Raw genomic sequence first — 23630 nt, forward strand, 5'->3', positions numbered from 1 at the left:
GCGCTGATGGCCCTGCTCGGGGCGCTCCTGGTGGTGGCCGGGCTGGTGGGCCTCGTCTACACCGGCGTCGCCACCCTGACCACGATGTTCCTCTTCGGCTGGCTGCTGCTGTTCGGCGGCGTGGTGGGCCTGCTCCAGGCGATCCAGTCCCGCAAGAGCAACTACTTCTGGCTCGCGGTCATCGTCGCCGCGATCAACATCGCGGCCGGTTTCGTGATGCTGCGCCGCCCGGAGGCGAGCGCGGAGGCGCTCACCATGTTCGCCGCGCTGCTGTTCCTCACCGGCGGGGTGTTCCGGCTGGCAGGCGCCGTCGTGGTGCGCGGCGCGCACCTCGGGCTGACCCTGGTCCAGGGTGCCTTCGGCATCCTGCTGGGCCTCCTGATCCTCGCCAACTGGCCCGGCAGCAGCCTGTACGTGATCGGGGCGTTCTTCTCCCTCGCGCTGCTGTTCGACGGCCTGAGCCTGATCGCCGTGGGCATGGGAGCCCGCCGCATCCTGGGCTTGGTCAGGGACGACGAGGTCCCGGTGACGCCGGCAGGGGCGGGAGCCGCCGCGCCCGGGACGCGTGAGGCGGCCGAGAGCCGTCCCCCAGAAGATCAGGAACGGTCGAACAACTGACTCTGTCATACGCCAGCGGTCAGAAAGTGTCCGATTGATGCTGACTTCTGGTCAGTGGTCGGGCCCGGAGCGGTCCGGTCTCCACTCTTGACGTGTGCAGACGATCGAGCGTGAAGACGGGGGCCGGGAGATGGATGTCAGCGGGAGCGTCCCGCCAGTCAAGGGGGAGGAGCCGGAGGTCGCGGCCGCCCCCCTCGCGTACGAGGGAGTGTGGCGATTCACGGCGCCCGCGGTAGAAGAATCCGTTCCGCAGGCCCGCCGTGCGGTCCGTGACCTGCTCGGCCGGCAGGAGGTGCCGGCCGACCGGGACCTGGTCTACTCCCTGCTGCTGATCGTCTCCGAACTGGTGACGAACTCGGTCCGGCACGCGGCCCTGCTCTCGCCGGAGGTCGCGGTGGAGGTCGCCATCGGCCGGGAGTGGGTACGGGTGGCCGTCGAGGACAACCACCCGTACCGCCCCAAGGCGCTGGAGGCCGATTTCGGCCAGACCGGCGGCCGGGGTCTGCTCCTCGTCCGGGAGATCACGCTGGAGGCCGGCGGGGTCTGCGACGTGGAGCACACCTCCACGGGCGGCAAGGTGATCTGGGCGGCCCTGCCGCTCACCGCGACCCTCGCGTCACCCGCCGCCACCCCGACCTCGGCGGTCTGAGCCCGCGCGGGGCCACTGCCGACCGGGGCCGCTACCGACCGCGGGGCTACTGCCGACCGGGGCCGCCGGAGACTGCCGGCTGCTACCAGCCCGCCGCGTCGCCCGTCAGCTCGCGGATCGCGGGCCGGGCCGCGTCCAGCACGGTCATGAACCAGGCCGAGAACGGGACCTCGGCGTGCCGCTTCGCGAGTTCCTCCGCGGTCACGAAGGCGGTGTCCGCGATCTCCTCCGGATCCGGCCGCACCGACCGCTGCGCGAGTCCCACGAACAGGTGGTTGTACTCCTGCTCCACCAGCCCCGACGCCGGGTCCGGATGGTTGTAGCGCACCGTCCCCGCCTCCGCGAGCAGGGAGGGCGACAGCCCCAGCTCCTCGTGGGTCCGCCGGGCCGCCGCCGCGAACGGCGACTCCCCGGGGTAGGGGTGACCGCAGCAGGTGTTCGACCAGACGCCGGGGGAGTGGTACTTCCCGAGGGCGCGCTGCTGGAGCAGCATCCGGCCCTGCTCGTCGAAGAGGAACACCGAGAACGCCCGGTGCAACTGACCCGGCGCCTGATGGGCGGAGAGCTTCTCCGCCGTACCGATGGTGTTGCCGGACTCGTCGACCAGTTCGAGCATGATCGGTTCTTGAGAGCCGGCGCCGGTGGTCGCACTGTTCGCGGCGGTGGCTGGTGTGGTCGGCATACCCATCCTTCGCTTCGGACTTCGGCTTTCAGTCTGCCGTACAAATGGGGATTGCCCCCACTTCGGTGATCTGCGCATGTCCGCCCCCCGCCGCGTGATATGCGACGGGGGGCGGAGCGTGCCGATCGGTCAGTTCATCCGGCCGCGGGCCGGATCCCGCATCAAACCCCGAAGGGGGACGGGTACTTGATCGTGCCCGCGGGAACCGGCACCGAATCGTCGAGCACCAGCGCCATCATGGCCTCGTCGGGCACCTCGAAGGGCGCCTTGATCCCGAAGCGCGAAGCCGGCACGAACCCGAAGCGCGGGTAGTACTCGGGATGCCCGAGGACGAGGACGAGGTTCTCCCCGCGCTCCGCGGCCGCCGCGAGCAGGGCCCGTACGACCGCGCTGCCGGCGCCCGAGCGCTGGAGCGCGGGAGCGGCGGCCACCGGGGCGAGCGCGAGCGCCCGCGCCCCGTCCACCTCGCACCGGGTCAACAGGGCGTGCGCCGCGACCGACCCGTCCGGGTCCTCGGCCACGTAGGAGAGGCCGGGCAGCCAGGCGGCGTCCGCGCGCAGCGCGTCCACGAGGTCGGCCTCGGCCGGGGTCCCGAAGGCGGCCGAGTTCAGCGCGTGCACGGCGGCCGCGTCCCCGGCCGCCTCGGGGCGGACGGTCCAGGCGCCGCCGTCCCCGGCCGTGACCGGCCGCAGGACGTAGGCGGTGTACCCGTACTCGTGTCCGTACCGCTCCCGTACGTCGATCTCCTCGCGTACGAAGCCCAGCGCGGCCGCGGCCTCGGGCCCGGCGGGCTCCGGCGCCCCGGCCACCCGCTCGCCGAGCGGACCGTAGTAGGCGGCCCAGTCGGAGTCGGGCTGGAGGTGGACGCCGAGCACCTGGTAGCCGGCGGCCTGCACGGATGCCAGGTTCTGGGCGGTGGTGTGCAGCGGGTAGTGCACGTCCCAGAAGGCGCGGGCCCCGGCGGAGGGTTCGTCGACGGTCCATTCGCACTCGCTCAGCACCAGGGTGCCGCCGGGGGCGAGCAGTCGCTTCCACCGTGCGAGCGCGGTGGCGAAGCCGATGTTGTAGGCGGAGCCCTCGGCCCAGACGAGGTCGAAGGAACCGTCCGGCCAGGGGAGGTCGCCCATGTCCGCCTTGACGGCGCGGATGCGGTCGGCGAGCCCGCGGGCCGCGGCGGCCGCACGGAGCTCGTCGAGGAAGCCGTCATTGAGGTCGACGGCGATGACGTCGGCCCCGCGGCCGCCCGCTTCCGCGGCGAGCAGCAGGGCGCTGGGGCCGGGGCCGCAGCCCAGGTCCAGGGCGCGCGGCCGCTCGGGCAGCGGTCCGCACAGGGACAGCAGGTGGCGGGTGGTCGCCTCGGAACCGGGGGACTGCCGGGGCAGGCCGCGGTGCAGCGCGAAGAACGCCTCGAAGAAGAGGCTGCTCTGCGTGCCGAAATCGGTGGTGTGGGAGTTGCTGGTGTCAGCGGTGTTGTCGGTGTGGTCGGTCAACGTGAACCCTTGAAAGGGGGCTCCGGCCGACGGGGGTGATCGGTGTGATCAGACCCGGCCGGACGCCCGGAAGGAGAGGGGGATGAACCGGAGTGCGCTGCGCTGGGCGGCGACGCCTGCGACGGTCATCAACCCCACCTCTTTCTTTCTTTCGTCACATCTCATGTGACATTCGGGCGATTAGGACGCTTTGGCGGAACTCGTACACGTCTGCGGCCAGCTTAACAGCAGCGGTGCCGACAGCGGTTTGTGATCGCTCCTCCCGATCGTCAATGATGATCGGCACAGGGTCGACAGGCCCGTGATTTTCGGCTTATCGGGGCGTAAACAGGCGGTGAACCCCTGCTTCCGTTCATCCGATAGCCTCTGCCGACGTGCTGCCGGCCCACCCGGCGATCGTTACCCGTGTGCGTGCAAGGAGTGAGTTCGTCTGCCGACCGTCATCCTTACCGGCCTGCCGGTGCCCGGATCAGCGCTCGCCGACGAGCTGCGCTCCCTCGGCTTCGAGGTCCGCCCCGCGGCCACCCCGTCGGACACCGCCGCCGCGCTGGCGCTCGTACCCGCGGACCAGCGGGTGGCCGTCGTGGACGGGGAGTTCGTCGGGCACGTGCACGCGCTGCGGCTCGCGCTGACCGACCCGCGGTTCGACGCCTGCGCCGTCACCGGGGCCCTCGCCGTACAGTCCGGCGCCCGCGCGGCCCTGGACCGGGCCGCCGCGCTCGACGCGTCCGCCCCCGCGGGCGACGGCCCGTCCCCCGACCGGCTCGCCGCCGTCGTCGAGGCCGCCGGCACCCCCGTGCACCGCCCCGAGCTGGGCACCCTCGTCGCCGCCGTGCCCGCCACGACCGCCGAGCGCCGGGAGGCCGCCGCCGCCGTCGCGTCCGTCGACGACGAGGCCGTCCGGCTGCGCACCGCCGTGAAGTCCCGCGACGGGTTCTTCACCACCTTCTTCATCAGCCCGTACTCGCGCTACATCGCCCGCTGGTGCGCGCGCCGCGGACTGACCCCCAACCAGGTCACCACCGCCTCGCTGGTCACCGCGCTGATCGCGGCCGGCTGCGCCGCCACGGGCGACCGCTGGGGCTACGTGGCCTCCGGCGTGCTCCTCCTCGTCTCCTTCGTCCTGGACTGCACGGACGGGCAGCTCGCCCGCTACTCGCTCCAGTACTCGACGATGGGCGCCTGGCTCGACGCCACCTTCGACCGCGCGAAGGAGTACTCCTTCTACGCGGGCCTCGCGCTCGGCGCGGCCCGCAACGGCGACGACGTCTGGGCCCTGGCCCTAGGCGCCATGATCTTGATGACCTGCCGGCACGTGGTGGACTTCTCCTTCAACGAGGCCAACCACGACGCCACGGCAAACACGAGTCCCACGGCGGCCCTGTCCGACAAACTCGACAGCCGGGGCTGGACGGTCTGGGTCCGGCGCATGATCATCCTGCCGATCGGCGAGCGCTGGGCCATGATCGCGGTGCTGACCGCCGTGACGACCCCCCGGATCGTCTTCTACGCCCTGCTCGTCGGCTGCGCCTTCGGCGCGCTGTACACCACCGCCGGCCGGGTCCTGCGCTCGCTGACCCGCAAGGCGACCCGTACCGACCGGGCCGCGCAGGCGCTGGCCGACCTCGCCGACTCGGGCCCGCTCGCCGAGCTGATCATCCGCCTGACGCCCCGCCCACAGCGGCTTCCCCTGCTGTTCGCAGCCGCGGGTGCGGCCCTGATCGTGGCTGCCGCCTGGATCGAGCCCTTCGGCTCCTGGACAGTTGTCTTCGCCGGGTTCCTCTACGCCGTCGTGAGCGGCAGCGCGGTCGCGCGGCCCCTCAAGGGCGCCCTCGACTGGCTGCTTCCGCCGTTGTTCCGCGCCGCCGAGTACGTGACGGTCCTCGCCCTCGCCGTCAAGGCCGACGTCCCCGGGGCCCTCCCGGCGGCATTCGGACTGGTCGCGGCGGTCGCCTACCATCACTACGACACGGTCTACCGCATCCGCGGTGGCACCGGCGCGCCCCCGCACTGGCTGGTGCGGACGATCGGCGGGCACGAAGGCCGGATCTTGTTGATCACGGTCATGGCCGCCGTCCTGGCGTCGCGCGCCGTGGACTTCCCCGTCGCGGTCACGGCCCTCGCCGTGTTCGTGGCACTCGTGGTGCTCGTGGAGAGCATCCGCTTCTGGGTGTCCTCCGGGGCACCCGCCGTACATGACGAAGGAGAACCAGCATGATCGGCCTCGTCCTCGCTGCCGGAGCCGGACGCCGCCTGCGTCCCTACACCGACACCCTGCCCAAGGCCCTCGTGCCCGTCGGACCCGAAGGGGACGAGGAGAGCATCACGGTCCTCGACCTGACGCTCGGCAACTTCGCCGAGGTCGGCCTGACCGAGGTCGCCATCGTCGTCGGCTACCGCAAGGAAGCCGTGTACGAGCGCCGCGAGGCGCTGGAGGCCAAGTACGGCGTCAAGATCACGCTGATCGACAACGACAAGGCCGAGGAGTGGAACAACGCCTACTCCCTGTGGTGCGCCCGTGACGTCCTGGGGCAGGGTGTGATCCTCGCCAACGGCGACACCGTCCACCCCGTCTCCGTCGAGAAGACGCTGCTCGCCGCCCGCGGCAACGGGCAGAAGATCATCCTCGCCCTCGACACGGTCAAGAACCTGGCCGACGAGGAGATGAAGGTCATCACCGACGGCGAGAAGGGTGTCCGGCGCATCACCAAGCTGATGGACCCGGCCACCGCGACCGGCGAGTACATCGGCGTCACCCTCATCGAGCCGGAGGCCGCCGAGGCGCTGGCCGAGGCTCTGAAGACCACCTTCGAGCGCGACCCCGACCTCTACTACGAGGACGGCTACCAGCAGCTCGTCAACGACGGTTTCACCATCGACGTGGCCCCCATCGGTGATGTCAAGTGGGTCGAGATCGACAACCACGACGACCTCGCCAAGGGCCGGACGATCGCATGCCAGTACTGACGAGGCTCATCCCCTCGCCCGTCGTCGTCGACATCAGCCGCGGCGCGATGGACGATCTGGCCGGCCTCCTGGCCGACCAGCGCGTCTCCGCGTCCGGCAAGCTCGCGATCGCCATCAGCGGCGGCTCCGGCGCGGTGCTCCGCGCCAAGCTGGAGCCCGTGCTGCCGCACGCCGACTGGTACCCCGTCGTCGACGGGACCATCGACTCCGCGGTCAAGCTCGCCGACGACATAAAGGGACGCCGCTACGACGCCGTCGTGGGCCTGGGCGGCGGAAAGATCATCGACGTGGCGAAGTACGCCGCGGCGCGGGTCGGGCTCGCCATGGTGGCCGTCGCCACCAACCTCTCGCACGACGGCATCTGCTCGCCGGTGTCCATCCTGGACAACGACAACGGCCGCGGCTCCTACGGCGTGCCCATGCCGATCGCGATGGTCGTCGACCTCGACGTCATCCGCGAGGCCCCGGCGCGGTTCGTCCGCGCGGGCATCGGCGACGCGATCTCCAACATCTCGGCCATCGCCGACTGGGAGCTCTCGCACCGCCTCAACGGCGAGCCCGTCGACGGTCTGGCCGCCGCCATGGCCCGTACCGCGGGCGAGTCCGTACTGCGCCACCCCGGCGGGGTCGGCGACGACGAGTTCCTCACCGTGCTGGCCGAGGCGCTCGTCCTCTCCGGCATCGCCATGGCGATCAGCGGGGACACCCGCCCCTCGTCCGGCGCCTGCCACGAGATCAGCCACGCCTTCGACCTGCTCTACCCGGGACGCTCCGCGCTCCACGGGGAGCAGGTCGGCATCGGCGCGGCCTTCGCCATGCACCTGCGGGGGGACACGGACAAGTCCGAGCTCTTCGTCCAGGTGCTGCGCGGTCACGGGCTGCCCGTGCTGCCCGAGGAGATCGGGTTCAGCGTGGACGAGTTCGTCGCGGCGGTCGAGTACGCCCCCCAGACCCGTCCGGGACGCTTCACGATCCTGGAGCACCTCAACCTGTCCGCCGCCGAGATCAGGGACGCTTACGCCGACTATGCCAAGACCATCCGTAGCTGAACTCCGGCCCGTCGTTCACCCGGCGGGCGTCAAGGACCGGGTCAGCGGCGAGCACTGGGGCGGGCGCCTCTACATGCGCGAGATCTCCCTGCGCATCACCCGCCTCCTGGTCACCACCAAGGTCACGCCGAACCAGCTGACCTACGTGATGACCCTCGCCGGAGTCCTCGCCGCCCCGGCCCTGCTGGTGCCGGGCGTCTGGGGCGCCGTCCTCGGCGTGGTCGCGGTCCAGATGTACCTGCTGCTCGACTGCGTCGACGGCGAGGTCGCCCGCTGGAAGAAGCAGTTCTCGCTGTCCGGGGTCTACCTGGACAGGGTCGGTGCGTACCTGTGCGACGCGGCGGTGCTCGTCGGCTTCGGCCTGCGCGCCTCCGACCTGTGGGGCAGCGGGCGCATCGACTGGCTGTGGGCCTTCCTGGGCACCCTCGCGGCGCTCGGCGCGATCCTGATCAAGGCCGAGACCGACCTGGTGGGCGTCGCCCGCCACCAGGCCGGCAAGCCCGTGGTCCAGGACGCGGCGGCCACCCCCCGCTCGTCCGGCATGGCGCTCGCCCGCCGGGCCGCCGCCGCGCTCAAGTTCCACCGCCTGGTCCTCGGCATCGAGGCCTCGCTGCTCATCCTGGTGCTGGCCGTCCTGGACCAGGTCCGCGGCGACCTGTACTTCTCCCGCCTCGGCGTCGCGGTGCTCGCGGGCATCGCCCTGCTGCAGACGGTGCTGCACCTGGTGTCGGTCCTGGCCTCCAGCAGGCTCAAGTGACGGCGCCGCTGCGGCTGGGCGCCGTCATCATCACCATGGGCAACCGCCCGGACGAGCTCAAGGCGCTCCTCGACTCGGTGGCCCGGCAGGACGGGGCCCCGGTCGAGGTGGTCGTCGTGGGCCAGGGCGTACGGCTCACCGGCCTGGCGGATCCGGCGGCGGGCGTGCGCACCGTCGAGCTGCCCGAGAACCTGGGCATCCCGGGCGGGCGCAACGTCGGCATCGAGGCCTTCCGCACCGCGGGCGCGGGCGCCGGCGGCTCGGACGGCTTCGACGCGGACGTCCTGCTCTTCCTGGACGACGACGGCCTGCTGGAGCGCACCGACACCGCCGAGCTGTGCCGGCAGGCGTTCACCGAGGACCCCGAGCTGGGCATCGTCAGCTTCCGGATCGCCGATCCGCAGACCGGCGAGACCCAGCGCAGGCACGTCCCGAGGCTGCGGGCCGCCGACCCGATGCGCTCCTCGCGCGTGACCACCTTCCTGGGCGGCGCCAACGCCGTCCGCACGAAGGTGTTCGAACAGGTCGGAGACCTTCCCGGGCAGTTCTTCTACGCGCACGAGGAGACCGATCTCGCCTGGCGGGCGCTCGACGCCGGGTGGCTGATCGACTACCGGGCGGACATGGTGCTCCTGCACCCGGCCACGGCCCCCTCCCGGCACGCGGTCTACCACCGTATGGTGGCCCGCAACCGGGTGTGGCTGGCCCGCCGCAACCTGCCCGCCCCGCTGGTCCCGGTCTACGTGGGCGTGTGGCTTCTGCTGACGCTCCTGCGCAAGCCCTCGGGGCCCGCGCTCAAGGCCTGGTTCGGCGGCTTCAAGGAGGGCTGGACCACCTCGTGCGGCCCCCGGCGCCCCATGAAATGGCGTACGGTCTGGCGGCTGACCCGGCTGGGCAGACCGCCTGTCATCTGACACGTCCGGGTCTGAGACCATGGCGCGATCACGAACCGATCGACTCAGGCCCGATGCCACCTTCTCCCGCATCATGAAGACGGAAAGTTTCATCTTGTGAGTGACACAACCCAGGACGGAACCCTTGCCACGAGCAAGCGGCCGTCCGAAGACGCCGGGCTGAGCCCCGCGGAGCTCGCCGGGAAGTACGGCCTGTCCGTCAGCGGGGCCCGGCCGGGCCTGGTCCCGTACGTGCGCCAGCTCTGGGAGCGGCGCCACTTCATCCTCGCGTTCTCCCGGGCCAAGCTGATGGCCCAGTACAGCCAGGCGAAGCTCGGCCAGATCTGGCAGGTGGCGACCCCCCTGCTGAACGCGCTGGTCTACTACCTGATCTTCGGGCTGATCCTGGACGCCGGCAAGGGCATCGCCAAGGAGGACTACATCCCCTTCCTGGTGATCGGCGTCTTCGTCTTCACCTTCACGCAGTCCTCGCTGATGGCGGGCGTCAGGGCGATCCCGGCCAACATCGGCCTGGTCCGCGCCCTGCACTTCCCGCGCGCCTCGCTGCCGATCTCCTTCTCGCTGCAGCAGCTCCAGCAGCTGATGTTCTCGATGATCGTCGTGTTCGTGGTCGCGATCGGATTCGGCAACTACCCGAGCCTGTCGTGGCTGCTCGTGCTCCCGGCGCTGGTCCTCCAGTTCGCCTTCAACACCGGCCTCGCCCTGATCTTCGCCCGGATGGGTTCCAAGACCCCCGACCTCGCGCAGCTCATGCCGTTCGTCACGCGGACGTGGATGTACGCCTCCGGCGTCATGTTCTCGATCAAGGCGATGCTCGAGGACAAGCCCGCGTGGATCGCGGACGTGCTGCAGTGGAACCCGGCCGCGATCTACATGGACCTGATCCGCTTCGCGCTCATCGACGGGTACGGCCGGGAGAACCTGCCGCCCCACGTCTGGGCCTTCGCCGTCGGCTGGGCGGTCCTGATCGGACTCGGCGGATTCGTGTACTTCTGGAAGGCTGAGGAGCGTTACGGCCGTGGCTGAGAACAACCAGGGGCACATCCCCACCGTCATCGCCGACGACGTGCACATCGTCTACCGGGTCAACACCGGCAGCTCCGGCAAAGGCAGCGCCACGGCGGCGCTCAGCAAGATAATGCGCCGGGGCGGCGACGGACCGGGCGTCCGCCGGGTCCACGCCGTACGCGGGGTCACCTTCACCGCGTACCGCGGCGAGGCCATCGGTGTCATCGGCTCCAACGGCTCGGGCAAGTCCACCCTGCTGCGCGCCATCGCGGGTCTGCTGCCCTGCGAGTCCGGCAAGGTCTACACCGACGGCCAGCCCTCGCTGCTGGGCGTCAACGCGGCGCTGATGAACGACCTCACCGGCGAGCGGAACGTGGTGCTCGGCGGTCTCGCGATGGGCATGACCCGCGCGCAGATCCAGGAGCGCTACCAGGACATCGTCGACTTCTCGGGAATCAACGAGAAGGGGGACTTCATCTCCCTGCCGATGCGGACCTACTCCTCCGGCATGGCGGCGCGCCTGCGCTTCTCCATCGCCGCGGCGAAGGATCACGACGTCCTGATGATCGACGAGGCGCTGGCCACCGGTGACCGGAAGTTCCAGGTGCGTTCCGAGGCGCGCATCCGCGAACTGCGCAAGACGGCCGGAACCGTTTTCCTCGTGAGTCACAACAACAAGTCCATCCGCGACACCTGTGACCGGGTGCTGTGGCTGGAGCGGGGCGAACTCCTGATGGACGGCCCCACCGAGGAAGTCGTCTCGGCATACGAGAAGGCGACCAGCTGACGGTTTTCCACCGACGGCCCCCACCGCGTCCGGCGGCGGGGGCCGTCGCATGCCGTACGGGCGCCCGCCGCACCCGGCGGCCCCCCTTTTCCCGCGGTGGCGTGCGGGCGACATTGTGTGGTGGACCGAATACCCGTCGAGCCCCGGCGGCGTTGTACAGCGTAAGCTGGGCCAGGCCTCAATCGCGGGCAAGAGGGGGCGATTCCCCCGAGGTGAATAGCCCAGGACGCCCCGGGGAATGCGCGGCGGCGTGTCCGAAATAGGATGTATTGGGTTGGCAGTGTAGAACGGGAGATGTGACGGCAATGGCTACGGGAATTCTCCGGCCCCCAGGCACGACGGCCGTCCCCGCCGCGGGCGGCGGGCGGTGACCCCGGGGCACGGCACCAGCCCCCGGCCGCACGAGCTGCCCGACGCTTCCGGCTCCTTCCCCGCCCACCCGGGCGCCGCCACCCTCGGCAAGGCGCGCTCCGAGAACTTCCCCGTCGCCCCCGCCTTCCTGCCCCGCGCCTGGCGCGAGGGCCTGATGGCGGTCTACGGATATGCCCGCCTGGTCGACGACATCGGCGACGGCGACCTCGCCCCGGGCGGCCACGACGCCGTGCTGCTCGGTCTCGACCCCGCCGCCGCGGACGACCGGCCCGCGATGCTCGACGCCCTCGAAGCCGACCTCGGGCGCGTCTTCGGCGGCACCGACGGGCCCCCGCGCCATCCGCTGATGCTGGCCCTGCAGCCCGTCGTGCGCGCCCACGGGCTCACCCCCGAATCGTTTCTCGGGCTCGTCGAGGCCAACCGCCAGGACCAGCGGGTCGCGCGCTACGCGACGTACGGCGACCTGCTCGGCTACTGCGAGCTCTCCGCCAACCCCGTGGGCCGGCTCGTGCTCGACCTCACCGGCACCAGCACCCCCGAGCGGATCCGCCGCTCGGACGCCGTCTGCACCGCCCTGCAGATCGCCGAACACCTCCAGGACGTCGCCGAAGACCTCGCCCGGGACCGGATCTACCTCCCGGGCGAGGACATGCGCCGCTTCCACGTCACCGAGACCGACCTGAAGGCCCCGTCCGCGGGGGCGTCCGTACGCGCCCTCGTCGCCTTCGAAACCGAACGGGCGCGGGAACTCCTCGACGAAGGCACGCCGCTCGTGGGCAGCGTCCACGGAAGGCTCCGGCTGCTGCTCGCGGGCTTCGTGGGAGGGGGACGCGCCGCCCTGCGAGCCGTCACCGCCGCCGGCTTCGACGTCCTTCCCGGCCCGCCCAAGGCCACCAAGAGCGGCCTGCTCCGCGAGGTGGCCGCCGTCCTGCGCACAGCGCCGAGAAAGGGGTGAGCCCGACCGTGGAGGGCCCCACACACGCGTCCGCACCGGACGCGCCGACAGCGATGTCCGCACCGGCCGCAACGTCTTCACTGATTGCGGCGGCCTACGGCTACTGCGAGGCCGTGACCGGCTCGCAGGCGCGCAACTTCGCCTACGGCATCCGGCTGCTGCCCGCAGACAAGCGGCAGGCGATGTCCGCGCTGTACGCCTTCTCCCGGCGGGTCGACGACATCGGCGACGGCACGCTGCCGCACGAGGTCAAACTGACCCGGCTGGAGGAGACCCGCACCCTCCTCGGCCGGATCCGCGCCGAGGAGATCGACGAGGACGACACCGACCCCGTCGCGGTCGCCCTCGCGCACGCCTCGCGCCGCTTCCCGATCCCGCTCGAAGGGCTCGACGAACTCATCGACGGCGTCCTCATGGACGTCCGCGGCGAGACGTACGAGACCTGGGACGACCTCAAGGTCTACTGCCGCTGCGTGGCCGGCGCCATCGGCCGGCTCTCGCTCGGCGTGTTCGGCACCGCCGGGTCCGGCGCGCACGACGCGGCACGGGCCGGCGAGTACGCCGACACCCTCGGTCTCGCCCTGCAACTCACCAACATCCTGCGGGACGTCCGCGAGGACGCGGGCAACGGCCGCACCTACCTGCCCGCCGAGGACCTCGCCAAGTTCGGCTGCTCGGAGGGCTTCCGCAGCGAGCGGATGCCCCACGGCTCCGACTTCACCGGACTCGTCCACCACGAAGTGCGGCGCGCCCGCGCCCTGTTCGTGGAGGGCTACCGGCTGCTGCCCCTGCTCGACCGGCGCAGCGGCGCCTGCGTCGCGGCCATGGCCGGCATCTACCGGCGCCTGCTCGACCGCATCGAGCGCGAGCCGCAGGCGGTGCTCCGCGGCCGGGTCTCGCTGCCGCCGCACGAGAAGGCGTACGTGGCCGTCCGCGGCCTCTCCGGCCTGGACGCGCGGACCATCGCGCGCCAGAGCACCAAGAGGCGGCTCTGATGGCGGCGGGCCGGCGAGCCGCGGCGAAGGGGCGCACGGGAGCAACCCCGCGGCGCCCGGCGGCGTCTGTGGGAGGGCCCCCGTACGCGACAGAGGAGGACGCATGACCGCGCACCACGCCGTGGTCGTCGGCGGCGGGCTCGCCGGCGTCACCACCGCGCTGGAACTCGCCGACGCGGGCCTGCGGGTGACCCTGCTGGAGGGCCGCCCCCGCCTCGGCGGCCTGGCGTTCTCCTTCAAGCGCGGCGAGCTGACCGTCGACAACGGCCAGCACGTCTACCTGCGCTGCTGCACCGCCTACCGGTGGTTCCTCGACCGCGTCGGGGGCGCTGACCTGGCACCCCTGCAGGACCGGCTCGACGTACCCGTGCTCGACGTCGCCCACCCCGGCGGCCCGCGGCTCGGCCGGCTGCGCCGCAGCGCCCTGCCCGTACCGCTGCACCTGGCCGCCTCGCTGGCCCGCTACCCGCACCTCTCGCTCGCCGAGCGGGCGTCCGTCGGGCGCGCCGCCCTCGCGCTGCGCCGCCTCGACCCCGCCGACCCGGCGCTCGACGGCGTGGACTTCGCGACCTGGCTCGGCCGGTACGGCCAGTCCCCGCGCACCATCGAGGCGCTGTGGGACCTCGTCGGCATCGCCACCCTCAACGCCACCGCGGGGCAGTCCTCGCTGGGCCTGGCCGCCATGGTCTTCAAGACCGGCCTGCTCTCCGAGAACGGCGCGGCCGACATCGGCTGGGCCCGCGTACCCCTCGGCGACCTGCACGACACCCTCGCCCGCAAGGCCCTGGACGCCGCCGGGGTGCGCACCGAACTGCGCACCCGGGTCACGGACATCTCCCGTACCCCGGAGGGCGGTTGGCGGGTGGCCACCGAGGGCGGCTCGTTCGACGCCGGCACCGTCGTCCTCGCCGTCCCGCAGCGCGAGGCGCACGGGCTGCTGCCCGCCGGAGCGCTCGCCGACCCCGACAAGCTGCTCGACATCGGCACCGCGCCGATCCTCAACGTGCACGTCGTGTACGACCGCAAGGTACTCAAGCAGCCCTTCTTCGCGGCCCTCGGATCCCCGGTCCAGTGGGTCTTCGACCGCACCGACTCCTCCGGACTCCCCGACGGCGGCCAGTACCTGGCGCTGTCCCAGTCGGTCGCCCACGAGGACATCGACGAACCCGTCTCCGTCCTGCGCGACAAGTACCTTCCCGAGCTCGAACGGCTGCTGCCCGCCGCGCGCGGAGCCAAGGTGCGCGACTTCTTCGTCACCAGGGAGCGCACCGCGACCTTCGCCCCCACCCCGGGCGTCGGCCGGCTGCGGCCCGGAACCCGGACCGACACGCCGGGGCTGTACCTCGCCGGTGCGTGGACCGCGACGGGTTGGCCCGCGACCATGGAGAGCGCCGTCCGCAGCGGACTGAGCGCGGCCCATGCCGCGCTCGTCCCGCTGGGCCGCCACCGCGAACACCCCTTGCAGGAGGCGGTATGACCACCACCGGCACCGTCGGCGCCATCGGTACCACCGCAGGACCAAGCACCGCAGTACGTACAGGAACCAGAGGAGAGCCAGTGAACCCGGGGAATCCGGCCGTCGAGAACACGGACGCCAGTGCGGGCCCGGCCGGCGGGGAGAAGGCGGACACGCTCGCCCTCCTCGAACGAGGCCGTACGCTCTCGACGCCCGTGCTCCGCGCCGCCGTGGACCGGCTCGCCGCGCCCATGGACACCGTCGCCGCCTACCACTTCGGCTGGATCGACGCCAACGGCAACCCGGCGGACGGCGACGGCGGCAAGGCCGTGCGCCCCGCCCTCGCCCTGCTCTCGGCGGAGGCCGCCGGCGCCGCCGCCGAGGTCGGCATTCCCGGCGCCGTCGCGGTCGAGCTCGTCCACAACTTCTCGCTGCTCCACGACGACCTGATGGACGGCGACGAACAGCGCCGCCACCGCGACACGGTGTGGAAGGTCCACGGACCCGCCCTCGCGATCCTGGTCGGCGACGCGCTGTTCGCCCTGGCCAACGAGGTGCTCCTGGAGCTCGGCACGGTCGAGGCCGGCCGCGCGGCGCGCCGCCTGACCACCGCGAGCCGCAAGCTCATCGACGGCCAGGCCCAGGACATCTCCTACGAGCACCGCGAGAGCGTCACCGTCGAGGAATGCCTGGAGATGGAGGGCAACAAGACCGGCGCCCTGCTCGCCTGCGCGGTCTCCATCGGCGCCGTGCTTGGCGGCGCGGACGACCGTACGGCCGACAAGCTGGAGGAGTACGGCTACCACCTCGGCCTCGCCTTCCAGGCCGTCGACGACCTCCTCGGCATCTGGGGCGACCCGGAGTCCACCGGCAAGCAGACCTGGAGCGACCTGCGCCAGCGCAAGAAGTCGCTGCCCGTCGTCGCCGCCCTCGCCGCCGGCGGACCGGCCTGCGAGGAACTCGCCGAACTGCTCGCCGCCGACGCCAAGAGCAACGACTTCGAGAACTTCTCCGAGGAGGAGTTCGCGGCCCGCGCCGCACTCATCGAGGCGGCCGGCGGCCGCCGGTGGACCGCCGACGAGGCGCGCCGCCAGTACGAGATCGCCATCAAGGCCCTCGACGACGTGGACATGGACCAGCGCGTGCGCGACCAGCTCGTGGCGCTCGCCGACTTCGTCGTCGTGCGCAAGAGGTGATCGCCACCCGTACGCGCATATGAATCGCGAGTCGCCGGCCGGTACTGCCTGCCAGTAGTACCGGCCGACGGCGGCCCCCAGTACAGCGGATGACAGCAGAGGACACTGCACGCAAAGGGGAAGCCATGACTGCGACGACCAACGGCGGCGCCCATGCCTGCGGCGCCGACCCGAACGAACCCGGTCCCGGGCCCGGCGCCGGGCCGCCGGGCCCGGCCCCGGGAGCCGGCCCGGACCCCGGCCCCGCCGGGCTGCGCGGGGTCCGCGAGGCCACCGAGCGGGCGGTCCGGGACCTGCTGGAGCGGCAGGACGAGGCCGGCTGGTGGAAGGGTGACCTGGAGACCAACGTCACCATGGACGCCGAGGACCTGCTGCTGCGCCAGTTCCTCGGGATCCGCGACGAGGCCACCACCCGGGCCGCGGCCCTGTTCATCCGAGGAGAGCAGCAGGACGACGGCACCTGGGCCACCTTCCACGGCGGTCCCTGCGACCTGTCCGCCACCATCGAGGCCTACGTGGCCCTGCGCCTCGCCGGAGACGCACCCGACGCCCCGCACATGGCCCGCGCCTCGGCGTGGATCCGGGCCCACGGGGGAGTCGCGGGCGCCCGCGTCTTCACCCGCATCTGGCTGGCGCTGTTCGGCTGGTGGAGCTGGGACCACCTGCCCGAACTCCCGCCCGAACTGCTCTTCCTGCCGTCCTGGGTGCCGCTGAACATCTACGACTTCGGCTGCTGGGCCCGGCAGACGATCGTCCCCCTCACCGTGGTCTCCGCACTGCGCCCGGTCCGCCCGGCCCCCTTCGCCCTGGACGAGCTGCACACCGACGCACGGACTCCGTACCCCGTCAAGAAGCTCGCACCGCTGGCCAGTTGGGACGGCGCCTTCCAGCGGATGGACAAGGCCCTGCACGTCTACCGCCGGTTCGCCCCGCGCCGGCTGCGCGCGGCGGCCATGGCCAGCGCCGGACGCTGGATCGTGGAACGGCAGGAGAACGACGGCTGCTGGGGCGGCATCCAGCCGCCCGCCGTGTACTCCGTCATCGCCCTGCACCTGCTCGGCTACGACCTGCGGCACCCCGTGATGCGCGCGGGACTGGAGTCACTGGACCGCTTCGCCGTCTGGCGCTCGGACGGCGCCCGCATGATCGAAGCCTGCCAGTCCCCGGTCTGGGACACCTGCCTGGCGGCCATCGCGCTGGCCGACGCGGGACTGCGTCCCGACCACCCCGCCCTGATCAAGGCCGCCGACTGGATGCTCGGCGAGGAGATCGTGCGCAGCGGGGACTGGGCCGTGCGCCGCCCCGGACTGGCCCCGGGCGGCTGGGCGTTCGAGTTCCACAACGACAACTACCCCGACATCGACGACACCGCCGAGGTCGTCCTCGCCCTGCGCCGCGTCAGGCATCCCGACCCGGCGCGGGTGGAAGGCGCCATCGCGCGGGGGGTGTCCTGGAACCTCGGCATGCAGTCGAAGAACGGCGCCTGGGGAGCCTTCGACGCCGACAACACCAGCCCCTTCCCCAACAAGCTGCCCTTCTGCGACTTCGGCGAGGTCATCGACCCGCCCTCGGCCGACGTCACCGCCCACGTGGTGGAAATGCTCGCAGTCGAGGGCCGGGCGGGCGACGCGCGCACCCGGCGCGGCATCGCCTGGCTCCTCGCCGAACAGGACCCGAACGGCGGCTGGTTCGGCCGCTGGGGCACCAACTACGTCTACGGAACCGGCTCCGTGGTCCCGGCCCTGACCGCGGCCGGCTACGCCCCCTCGCACCCCGCCATCCGGCGGGCCGTGCACTGGCTGGAATCCGTACAGAACGAAGACGGGGGATGGGGCGAGGACCAGCGCTCCTACCAGGACCCGTCCTGGGCGGGGAAGGGCGCCTCGACCGCCTCGCAGACGGCGTGGGCGCTGATGGCGCTGCTGTCGGCCGGGGAGCGCGACGCGCCGTCCGTGGAGCGGGGGATCGGCTACCTCGTCTCCACCCAGCGCTCCGACGGCACCTGGGACGAGCCGTACTTCACCGGTACCGGCTTCCCCTGGGACTTCTCCATCAACTACCACCTGTACCGCCAGGTCTTCCCGCTCACCGCGCTCGGCCGCTACCTGTACGGAGAACCGTTCGGCCCGGGCGGGCGGTACGCGGATCCCGCCGCCCTCCCGCACGCCGCCCCGCTCCCCGGGGAGGCCTGATGGCCGGCGGCCCCACCGCGGCCGCCCCGCCGCCGCTGCTGATCGCCTGCGCCCTGCGCATCGAACGCACCGCCCTGCGCAGCACCTCGTACCGCGGCGGGCGGGAGCAGGGCGCGCCCGAGCGGTACGAGGTGCTGCGCACCGGCATGGGCCCGCGCGCGGCTGAGCGCGCCGTCGGCCGGAAGCTGGCCGCACCGGAGCTGCACGGCGCCGCCGTGCTCGCCACCGGATTCTGCGCCGGGCTGCTGCCCGGCATGAGCCCCGGCGACCTGATCGTCGCCGAGGAGACCCGGGACCCGCGCGGCACGGTCGCCTGCGCCGGTACCGCCCTGCTCGCCGAGGCGCTGGCCCGGGCCGTACCCGGCCGGACCGTACACCTCGGTGCACTGACCGGATCCGACCACGTCGTCCGGGGCCAGGAGCGCGCCAGGCTGCGCGCCACCGGGGCCATCGGGGTCGACATGGAATCGGCCGCCACCCTCTGGACCGCGACCCGGGACGGGAGCGCCCCGGGGGCCAGGGACCGTCCGGTTGCGGCCGTCCGGGTGATCGTGGACGCTCCGGAGCATGAGCTCGTCCGCATCGGCACCGTTCGCGGGGGAATATCGGCCTTTCGCGTACTGCGTGCCGTACTGCCCGCGTTTTATGAATGGCACCGTTCTTTGCTGCTCCCCAGGAGGTGAGCCAGATGGCCATGCCACTGCGACAGACCATCAGGGTCGGGACGTACCTGCTCGAACAGAAGCTCCGCAAGCGTGAGAAGTTCCCGCTGATCGTCGAGCTGGAACCGCTCTACGCCTGCAACCTGGCCTGCGAGGGGTGCGGGAAGATCCAGCACCCGGCCGGGGTGCTCAAGCAGCGCATGCCCGTGGCCCAGGCGGTGGGCGCCGTGCTGGAATCGGGCGCGCCGATGGTGTCCATCGCGGGCGGCGAGCCCTTGATGCACCCGCAGATCGACGAGATCGTGCGCCAGTTGGTGGCGAAGCGGAAGTACGTCTTCCTCTGCACCAACGCCATGCTGCTCCGCAAGAAGATCGAGAAGTTCACGCCCTCCCCGTACTTCGCCTTCGCCGTGCACATCGACGGTCTGCGCGAGCGCCACGACGAGTCGGTGGCGAAGGAAGGCGTCTTCGACGAAGCGGTCGCGGCCATCAAGGAGGCGAAGAAGCGCGGATTCCGGGTGACGACCAACTCCACCTTCTTCAACACCGACACCCCGCAGACCATCATCGAGGTCCTCAACTACCTCAATGACGATCTCCAGGTGGACGAGATGATGATCTCGCCGGCCTACGCCTACGAAAAGGCCCCCGACCAGGAGCACTTCCTCGGCGTCGAACAGACCCGCGAACTCTTCAAGAAGGCCTTCGCGGGCGGCAACCGGCGGCGCTGGCGGCTCAACCACTCCCCGCTCTTCCTGGACTTCCTGGAAGGCAAAGTCGATTTCCCCTGCACCGCCTGGGCCATTCCGAATTACTCGCTCTTCGGCTGGCAGCGCCCCTGCTATCTGATGAGCGACGGGTACGTGCCCTCGTACCGGGAACTGATCGAGGAGACCGACTGGAGCAAGTACGGCCGCGGGAAGGACCCGCGCTGCGCGAACTGCATGGCGCACTGCGGGTACGAGCCCACGGCCGTCCTGGCCACCATGGGATCGCTGAAGGAGTCGCTGCGGGCGGCCCGCGAGACCGTGGGCGGGAACCGGCCGGACAAGTCGGCATGACCGGCTTCGACCTCGCCACCCTGCTCGCCGAGCGGGGTGGCGAGCGGTACGAACTGCACGCCCGCCACCTCAACCACCAGCTGCCCCGGATGCTGCACACCATCGGCTTCGACAAGGTCTACGAGCGGGCCGAGGGAGCCCACTTCTGGGATGCCGAGGGCAACGACTACCTCGACATGCTGGCCGGCTTCGGGGTGATGGGCCTGGGCCGCCACCACCCGGTGGTCAGACAGGCCCTGCACGACGTGCTGGACGCCCAGCTCGCCGACCTCACCCGTTTCGACTGCCAGCCGCTGCCCGGGCTGCTGGCCGAGAAGCTGCTCTCGCACAGTCCGCACCTGGACCGGGTCTTCTTCGGCAACAGCGGCACCGAGGCCGTGGAGACCGCCCTGAAGTTCGCCCGGTACGCCACCGGGCGGCCCAGGGTCCTCTACTGCGACCACGCCTTCCACGGGCTCACCACGGGCTCGCTCTCGGTCAACGGCGAGGCCGGCTTCCGCGACGGCTTCGCGCCGCTGCTGCCGGACACCAAGGTCGCCCTCGGGGACCTGGCCGCGCTGGAGCGGGAACTGAAGAAGGGGGACGTGGCGGCCTTCGTCGTGGAGCCGATCCAGGGCAAGGGGGTGCTCGCCGCCCCGCCCGGGTTCCTGCTCGCCGCACAGGAGCTGCTCCACCGGCGGGGGGCGCTGCTGATCGCGGACGAGGTGCAGACCGGCCTCGGACGGACCGGCGACTTCTACGCCTACCAGCACGAGGCCGGAGTCGAACCGGACCTGGTCTGCGTGGCCAAGGCGCTCTCCGGCGGCTACGTGCCCGTCGGAGCGACCCTGGGCAAGGACTGGATCTTCAAGAAGGTCTTCTCCTCCATGGACCGGGTGCTCGTCCACTCCGCCAGCTTCGGCTCCAACGCGCAGGCGATGGCGGCCGGGCTCGCGGTCCTGTCCGTCATGGAGGACGAGCAGGTGGTGGCCCATGCCCGCGCGATGGGCGACCTGCTGCGCGGGCGGCTCGGCGCGCTCGTGGACGAGTACGAACTGCTCCACGAGGTACGGGGACGCGGGCTGATGATCGGCATCGAGTTCGGCCGGCCGTCGTCGCTGGGTCTGCGGAGCCGCTGGAGCATGCTGCAGGCGGCGCGCAAGGGGCTGTTCGCGCAGATGGTCGTGGTGCCGCTGCTGCAGAAGCACCGGATCCTCACGCAGGTCTCCGGCGACCACCTGGAAGTGATCAAGCTGATCCCGCCGCTGATCGTGGACGAGGCGGACGTCGACCGGTTCGTCGGCGCCTTCCGCGCGGTCATGGACGAGGCCCACGGCGGCGGCGCGCTGATGTGGGACTTCGGCCGGACGCTGGTGAAGCAGGCCGTCGCCAACCGCTGAGTCAACCGCTGGGCCGGCGGCTCGGCGGGCGACGGCCCACCTCGTGGGGCGTCAGTCCAGCAGCCGGTCGCGGAGCCTGTCGAGGGTCTCGGGCGTCAGCCCGAGGCCCTCGGCGAGGTAACGCTCCACGCCGCCCCACTCCTCGTCGATGGCGTCGAAGGCCGTGGTCAGATACGGGGCGCGGGCGTCGAAGAGCGGGGCGAGCAGCTCCATCACCTCGGGGGCGCGGGCCTCGGGAGAGTCGCTGCCACGGCGGACCCGGTAGCGGTTGTGGGGGGCGTTCGACTCCAGGTAGTCCGCGAGGATCGCCTCCCGCCCGACGCCCAGCGCGAGCAGGGTGACGGCGATCGACAGGCCGGCCCGGTCCTTCCCGGCGGCGCAGTGCATGAGCGCCGGGACGCTGTCCTCGGCGAGCGCGTGCACCACCCGGCTGTGCTCGGCGGTTCGGGTCCGGATCATCGTCCGGTACGAACGGGACATCCGCGCGGCGGCCTTGCCCTCGCCCAGGATCTCGCGGAGCTGTGCCAGGTCCCCTTCGCGGACCATCTTCCAGAACTCCCGGCCGTCGGCCGGATCCGACAGCGGAATGTTGACGTTGAGCACCCCGGGCAGCTCCACGTCCGCACCCTCCAGCGCGTGGTCGGCGCCGTTGCGGAAGTCGAAGACGGTGTGCAGACCGAGCGAGGCGAGGAACTCCGCGTCGGTTTCGGTGGCATGCGCCAGATGTCCGCTTCGGAACAGTCGTCCCGACTTGACCCTTCGGCCGTCCGCGGTCGGCAAGCCGCCCACGTCGCGGAAGTTGCGCACTCCGGTCAGGGTCGGCGCCGGCGCCACCGGCGCCGCCGGATCGGTGTGCGGGCTCTGGGGTATCTGCTGGGTCACAGGGCTCCTCCGTGTCGTCCGTGCGGTCGTCGTCGCGCGTGTCCGAATTACGCCACTTGCGGGCAACTTGCCATAGCGAGAGGCGAGATCGGACATGCCCCCGTGAGCCAGATCATACGGTGACGGTGAGTGGCTGATCGCGAATGGCGAATTGCCTTGCTGGGGCGGTTGTTGAAGGTGGGGAATGGACGGAGGGTGACCGGAATTCCGGCAGCCCGTCATCTTCAAGATTCTGTTGGGGAATTTATGACTTGTTCCGTACGGCCGGGCTCGATTACGTTCGCGATCGATCCGGACGGACCGCCTAATCCTGCCGCCGACCGGAAACCGCACCCGACTATTCACGCGCGTGGCAGGAGCGGGGGAACCAGGTAAGCCGCTGTTCCGGATCTCCGGTTGAGATCTTTACAACGGGACAGCTCGGGGTGAAGCCGTACATGTGCTGTTCACCGGCACAGGAGCGGCCGGACATCTCCAGTCCGAACCCGACAGCTCACCTCGCAGGCGTCGGAGAGGAATTCGACATGTCCGGAACGGGTAAGCACCGCCGTCCCAAGTCCCGCTCGATATCCCGCGGGTTCGCCGTCGCGGGCACCGGTGGCGCGGCCCTCGCGCTTCCGCTGCTCGGCGCCACCGGCGCCCATGCCGCGGGCGTCCCGGCCGCCGCTCCGGCCGCCGCTCCGGTCCAGGCTCCGCAGGCCATGGCTCCGCAGGCCGTGGCTTTGCAGGCCGGGGCCGCGCTCCAGGCCGCGCCCGCCGCCGCGCAGGCCGCTCCCACCGTCTACACCGTGGTGCCGGGCGACTACCTCTCCAAGATCGCCGAGAGCCGGCACCTCGCCGGTGGCTGGGAGCAGCTCTACGCGGACAACCTCGAGGCCGTCGGCACCGACCCGTCGCTGATCCACCCGGGGCTCAAGCTCACGCTCGGCGCGAAGGGCTCGGCTCCGGCCGCGTCGGCCGAGTCCGCGCCGACCGAAACGCGGAAGCCGGCCAAGAAGTCCGCTTCTTCTGCTTCTTCTGCTTCTTCCGCTTCTTCTGGTTCTTCCACTTATGGCGGTTCATCGGATTCCTCCGACGAGGCCGCCGCGCCCGCCGCGAAGGCGCCCGCCGCCAAGGCGCCCGCCAAGCAGCAGCAGGGCGGCTCCACGTCGACCGGCTTCTTCGCCCCGGTCGGTGGCGGCACCTCCACCGCGTACAAGACCGCCGGCTCCATGTGGTCCAGCGGCTACCACACCGGTGTCGACTTCGCCGCGAGCACCGGCACCACCGTCAAGGCGGTCGGCGCCGGAACCGTGGTCTCCGCCGGCTGGAGCGGCGCGTACGGCAACGAGGTCGTCATCCAGCACGCCGACGGCAGGTACAGCCAGTACGCGCACCTCTCCCAGCTGTCCGTCTCCTCCGGCCAGAGCGTCACCGGCGGACAGACCATCGGCCTCTCCGGTTCCACGGGCAACTCGACCGGCCCGCACCTGCACTTCGAGATCCGCACCGGGCCCTCGTACGGCTCGGACATCGACCCGCTGGCCTACCTCCGGTCGAAGGGCGTCAGCATCTGAATC

21 protein-coding genes and 1 riboswitch are annotated in these 23630 nt (G+C 71.5%); of the genes, 18 read left to right on the top strand and 3 right to left on the bottom strand.

The window, feature by feature from the left end:
• Window positions 1-6 precede the first annotated feature (6 nt).
• Together MTF69_RS28390 and MTF69_RS28395 are read left to right on the top strand one after the other, a co-directional pair.
• Window positions 7-618 carry an HdeD family acid-resistance protein gene (locus MTF69_RS28390; protein WP_243339062.1) on the top strand — a complete coding sequence of 204 codons (612 nt, stop codon included), beginning with the start codon at window positions 7-9 and terminating at the stop codon, window positions 616-618.
• A gap of 94 nt (window positions 619-712) precedes the next feature.
• Complete coding sequence (locus MTF69_RS28395) at window positions 713-1267, top strand: ATP-binding protein (RefSeq protein WP_374324099.1); 555 nt, start codon at window positions 713-715, stop codon at window positions 1265-1267.
• Between the two features lie 82 nt (window positions 1268-1349).
• Here the strand turns inward: MTF69_RS28395 and idi are convergent, their stop codons facing one another.
• Both idi and MTF69_RS28405 read right to left on the bottom strand, forming a co-directional pair.
• Window positions 1350-1949, bottom strand: a complete 600-nt coding sequence (gene idi, locus MTF69_RS28400; protein ID WP_243339001.1) for an isopentenyl-diphosphate Delta-isomerase — start codon at window positions 1947-1949, stop codon at window positions 1350-1352.
• 161 nt (window positions 1950-2110) lie between these two features.
• Window positions 2111-3439 carry a GNAT family N-acetyltransferase gene (locus tag MTF69_RS28405; RefSeq protein ID WP_374324102.1) on the bottom strand — a complete coding sequence of 443 codons (1329 nt, stop codon included), beginning with the start codon at window positions 3437-3439 and terminating at the stop codon, window positions 2111-2113.
• A gap of 430 nt (window positions 3440-3869) precedes the next feature.
• Between MTF69_RS28405 and MTF69_RS28410 the strand changes: the two genes are divergently transcribed.
• From MTF69_RS28410 to MTF69_RS28480, 15 genes are all read left to right on the top strand, one after another.
• Entirely contained in the window at window positions 3870-5657 is a 1788-nt protein-coding gene (locus MTF69_RS28410; RefSeq protein WP_243339065.1) for a DUF5941 domain-containing protein, read from the top strand.
• Entirely contained in the window at window positions 5654-6406 is a 753-nt protein-coding gene (locus tag MTF69_RS28415; RefSeq protein WP_243339002.1) for a sugar phosphate nucleotidyltransferase, read from the top strand. The genes MTF69_RS28410 and MTF69_RS28415 overlap by 4 nt, the downstream gene beginning before the upstream one ends.
• Window positions 6394-7455: an iron-containing alcohol dehydrogenase family protein gene (locus MTF69_RS28420; protein ID WP_243339003.1), complete on the top strand. Its 1062-nt coding sequence runs from the start codon at window positions 6394-6396 to the stop codon at window positions 7453-7455. Before MTF69_RS28415 ends, MTF69_RS28420 begins: the two co-directional genes overlap by 13 nt.
• A complete protein-coding gene (locus MTF69_RS28425) occupies window positions 7433-8212 on the top strand; it encodes a CDP-alcohol phosphatidyltransferase family protein (RefSeq protein ID WP_243339004.1) in 780 nt (259 codons plus the stop codon). The genes MTF69_RS28420 and MTF69_RS28425 overlap by 23 nt, the downstream gene beginning before the upstream one ends.
• A 35-nt stretch (window positions 8213-8247) precedes the next feature.
• Window positions 8248-9126, top strand: coding sequence for a glycosyltransferase family 2 protein (locus tag MTF69_RS28430; protein WP_374324152.1), 879 nt, complete (start codon window positions 8248-8250; stop codon window positions 9124-9126).
• 96 nt (window positions 9127-9222) lie between these two features.
• Window positions 9223-10152, top strand: coding sequence for an ABC transporter permease (locus tag MTF69_RS28435; RefSeq protein ID WP_243339006.1), 930 nt, complete (start codon window positions 9223-9225; stop codon window positions 10150-10152).
• Window positions 10145-10921: an ABC transporter ATP-binding protein gene (locus tag MTF69_RS28440; RefSeq protein ID WP_243339007.1), complete on the top strand. Its 777-nt coding sequence runs from the start codon at window positions 10145-10147 to the stop codon at window positions 10919-10921. The genes MTF69_RS28435 and MTF69_RS28440 overlap by 8 nt, the downstream gene beginning before the upstream one ends.
• Window positions 10922-11327: 406 nt before the next feature.
• Window positions 11328-12248, top strand: a complete 921-nt coding sequence (gene hpnC / locus MTF69_RS28445; RefSeq protein WP_243339066.1) for a squalene synthase HpnC — start codon at window positions 11328-11330, stop codon at window positions 12246-12248.
• Window positions 12245-13243 (top strand): presqualene diphosphate synthase HpnD, encoded by a 999-nt coding sequence (hpnD, locus tag MTF69_RS28450; RefSeq protein WP_374324108.1) that lies wholly within the window; start codon window positions 12245-12247, stop codon window positions 13241-13243. The genes hpnC and hpnD overlap by 4 nt, the downstream gene beginning before the upstream one ends.
• A gap of 103 nt (window positions 13244-13346) precedes the next feature.
• Window positions 13347-14720 (top strand): hydroxysqualene dehydroxylase HpnE, encoded by a 1374-nt coding sequence (hpnE, locus tag MTF69_RS28455; protein ID WP_243339008.1) that lies wholly within the window; start codon window positions 13347-13349, stop codon window positions 14718-14720.
• An 80-nt stretch (window positions 14721-14800) separates the two neighbouring features.
• A complete protein-coding gene (locus MTF69_RS28460) occupies window positions 14801-15895 on the top strand; it encodes a polyprenyl synthetase family protein (protein ID WP_243339009.1) in 1095 nt (364 codons plus the stop codon).
• Window positions 15896-16020: 125 nt separating this feature from the next.
• Entirely contained in the window at window positions 16021-18087 is a 2067-nt protein-coding gene (gene shc / locus MTF69_RS28465; RefSeq protein ID WP_243339010.1) for a squalene--hopene cyclase, read from the top strand.
• Window positions 18087-18770, top strand: a complete 684-nt coding sequence (locus MTF69_RS28470; RefSeq protein ID WP_243339011.1) for a 1-hydroxy-2-methyl-2-butenyl 4-diphosphate reductase — start codon at window positions 18087-18089, stop codon at window positions 18768-18770. Before shc ends, MTF69_RS28470 begins: the two co-directional genes overlap by 1 nt.
• A 5-nt stretch (window positions 18771-18775) precedes the next feature.
• Complete coding sequence (gene hpnH / locus MTF69_RS28475; RefSeq protein ID WP_243339012.1) at window positions 18776-19810, top strand: adenosyl-hopene transferase HpnH; 1035 nt, start codon at window positions 18776-18778, stop codon at window positions 19808-19810.
• Window positions 19807-21189 carry an aspartate aminotransferase family protein gene (locus MTF69_RS28480; RefSeq protein ID WP_243339013.1) on the top strand — a complete coding sequence of 461 codons (1383 nt, stop codon included), beginning with the start codon at window positions 19807-19809 and terminating at the stop codon, window positions 21187-21189. The genes hpnH and MTF69_RS28480 overlap by 4 nt, the downstream gene beginning before the upstream one ends.
• A gap of 51 nt (window positions 21190-21240) precedes the next feature.
• Here MTF69_RS28480 and MTF69_RS28485 read toward each other — a convergent pair whose 3' ends face one another.
• Window positions 21241-22071 carry a tyrosine-protein phosphatase gene (locus MTF69_RS28485; protein ID WP_374324115.1) on the bottom strand — a complete coding sequence of 277 codons (831 nt, stop codon included), beginning with the start codon at window positions 22069-22071 and terminating at the stop codon, window positions 21241-21243.
• A 324-nt stretch (window positions 22072-22395) separates the two neighbouring features.
• Window positions 22396-22591: riboswitch (cyclic di-AMP (ydaO/yuaA leader) on the top strand.
• Window positions 22592-22595: 4 nt separating this feature from the next.
• Between MTF69_RS28485 and MTF69_RS28490 the strand changes: the two genes are divergently transcribed.
• Window positions 22596-23627 (top strand): LysM peptidoglycan-binding domain-containing M23 family metallopeptidase, encoded by a 1032-nt coding sequence (locus MTF69_RS28490; RefSeq protein WP_243339014.1) that lies wholly within the window; start codon window positions 22596-22598, stop codon window positions 23625-23627.
• Window positions 23628-23630 lie beyond the last annotated feature (3 nt).

The sequence above is a fragment of the Streptomyces sp. AP-93 genome (assembly GCF_022808175.1).
Taxonomy (GTDB): domain Bacteria; phylum Actinomycetota; class Actinomycetes; order Streptomycetales; family Streptomycetaceae; genus Streptomyces.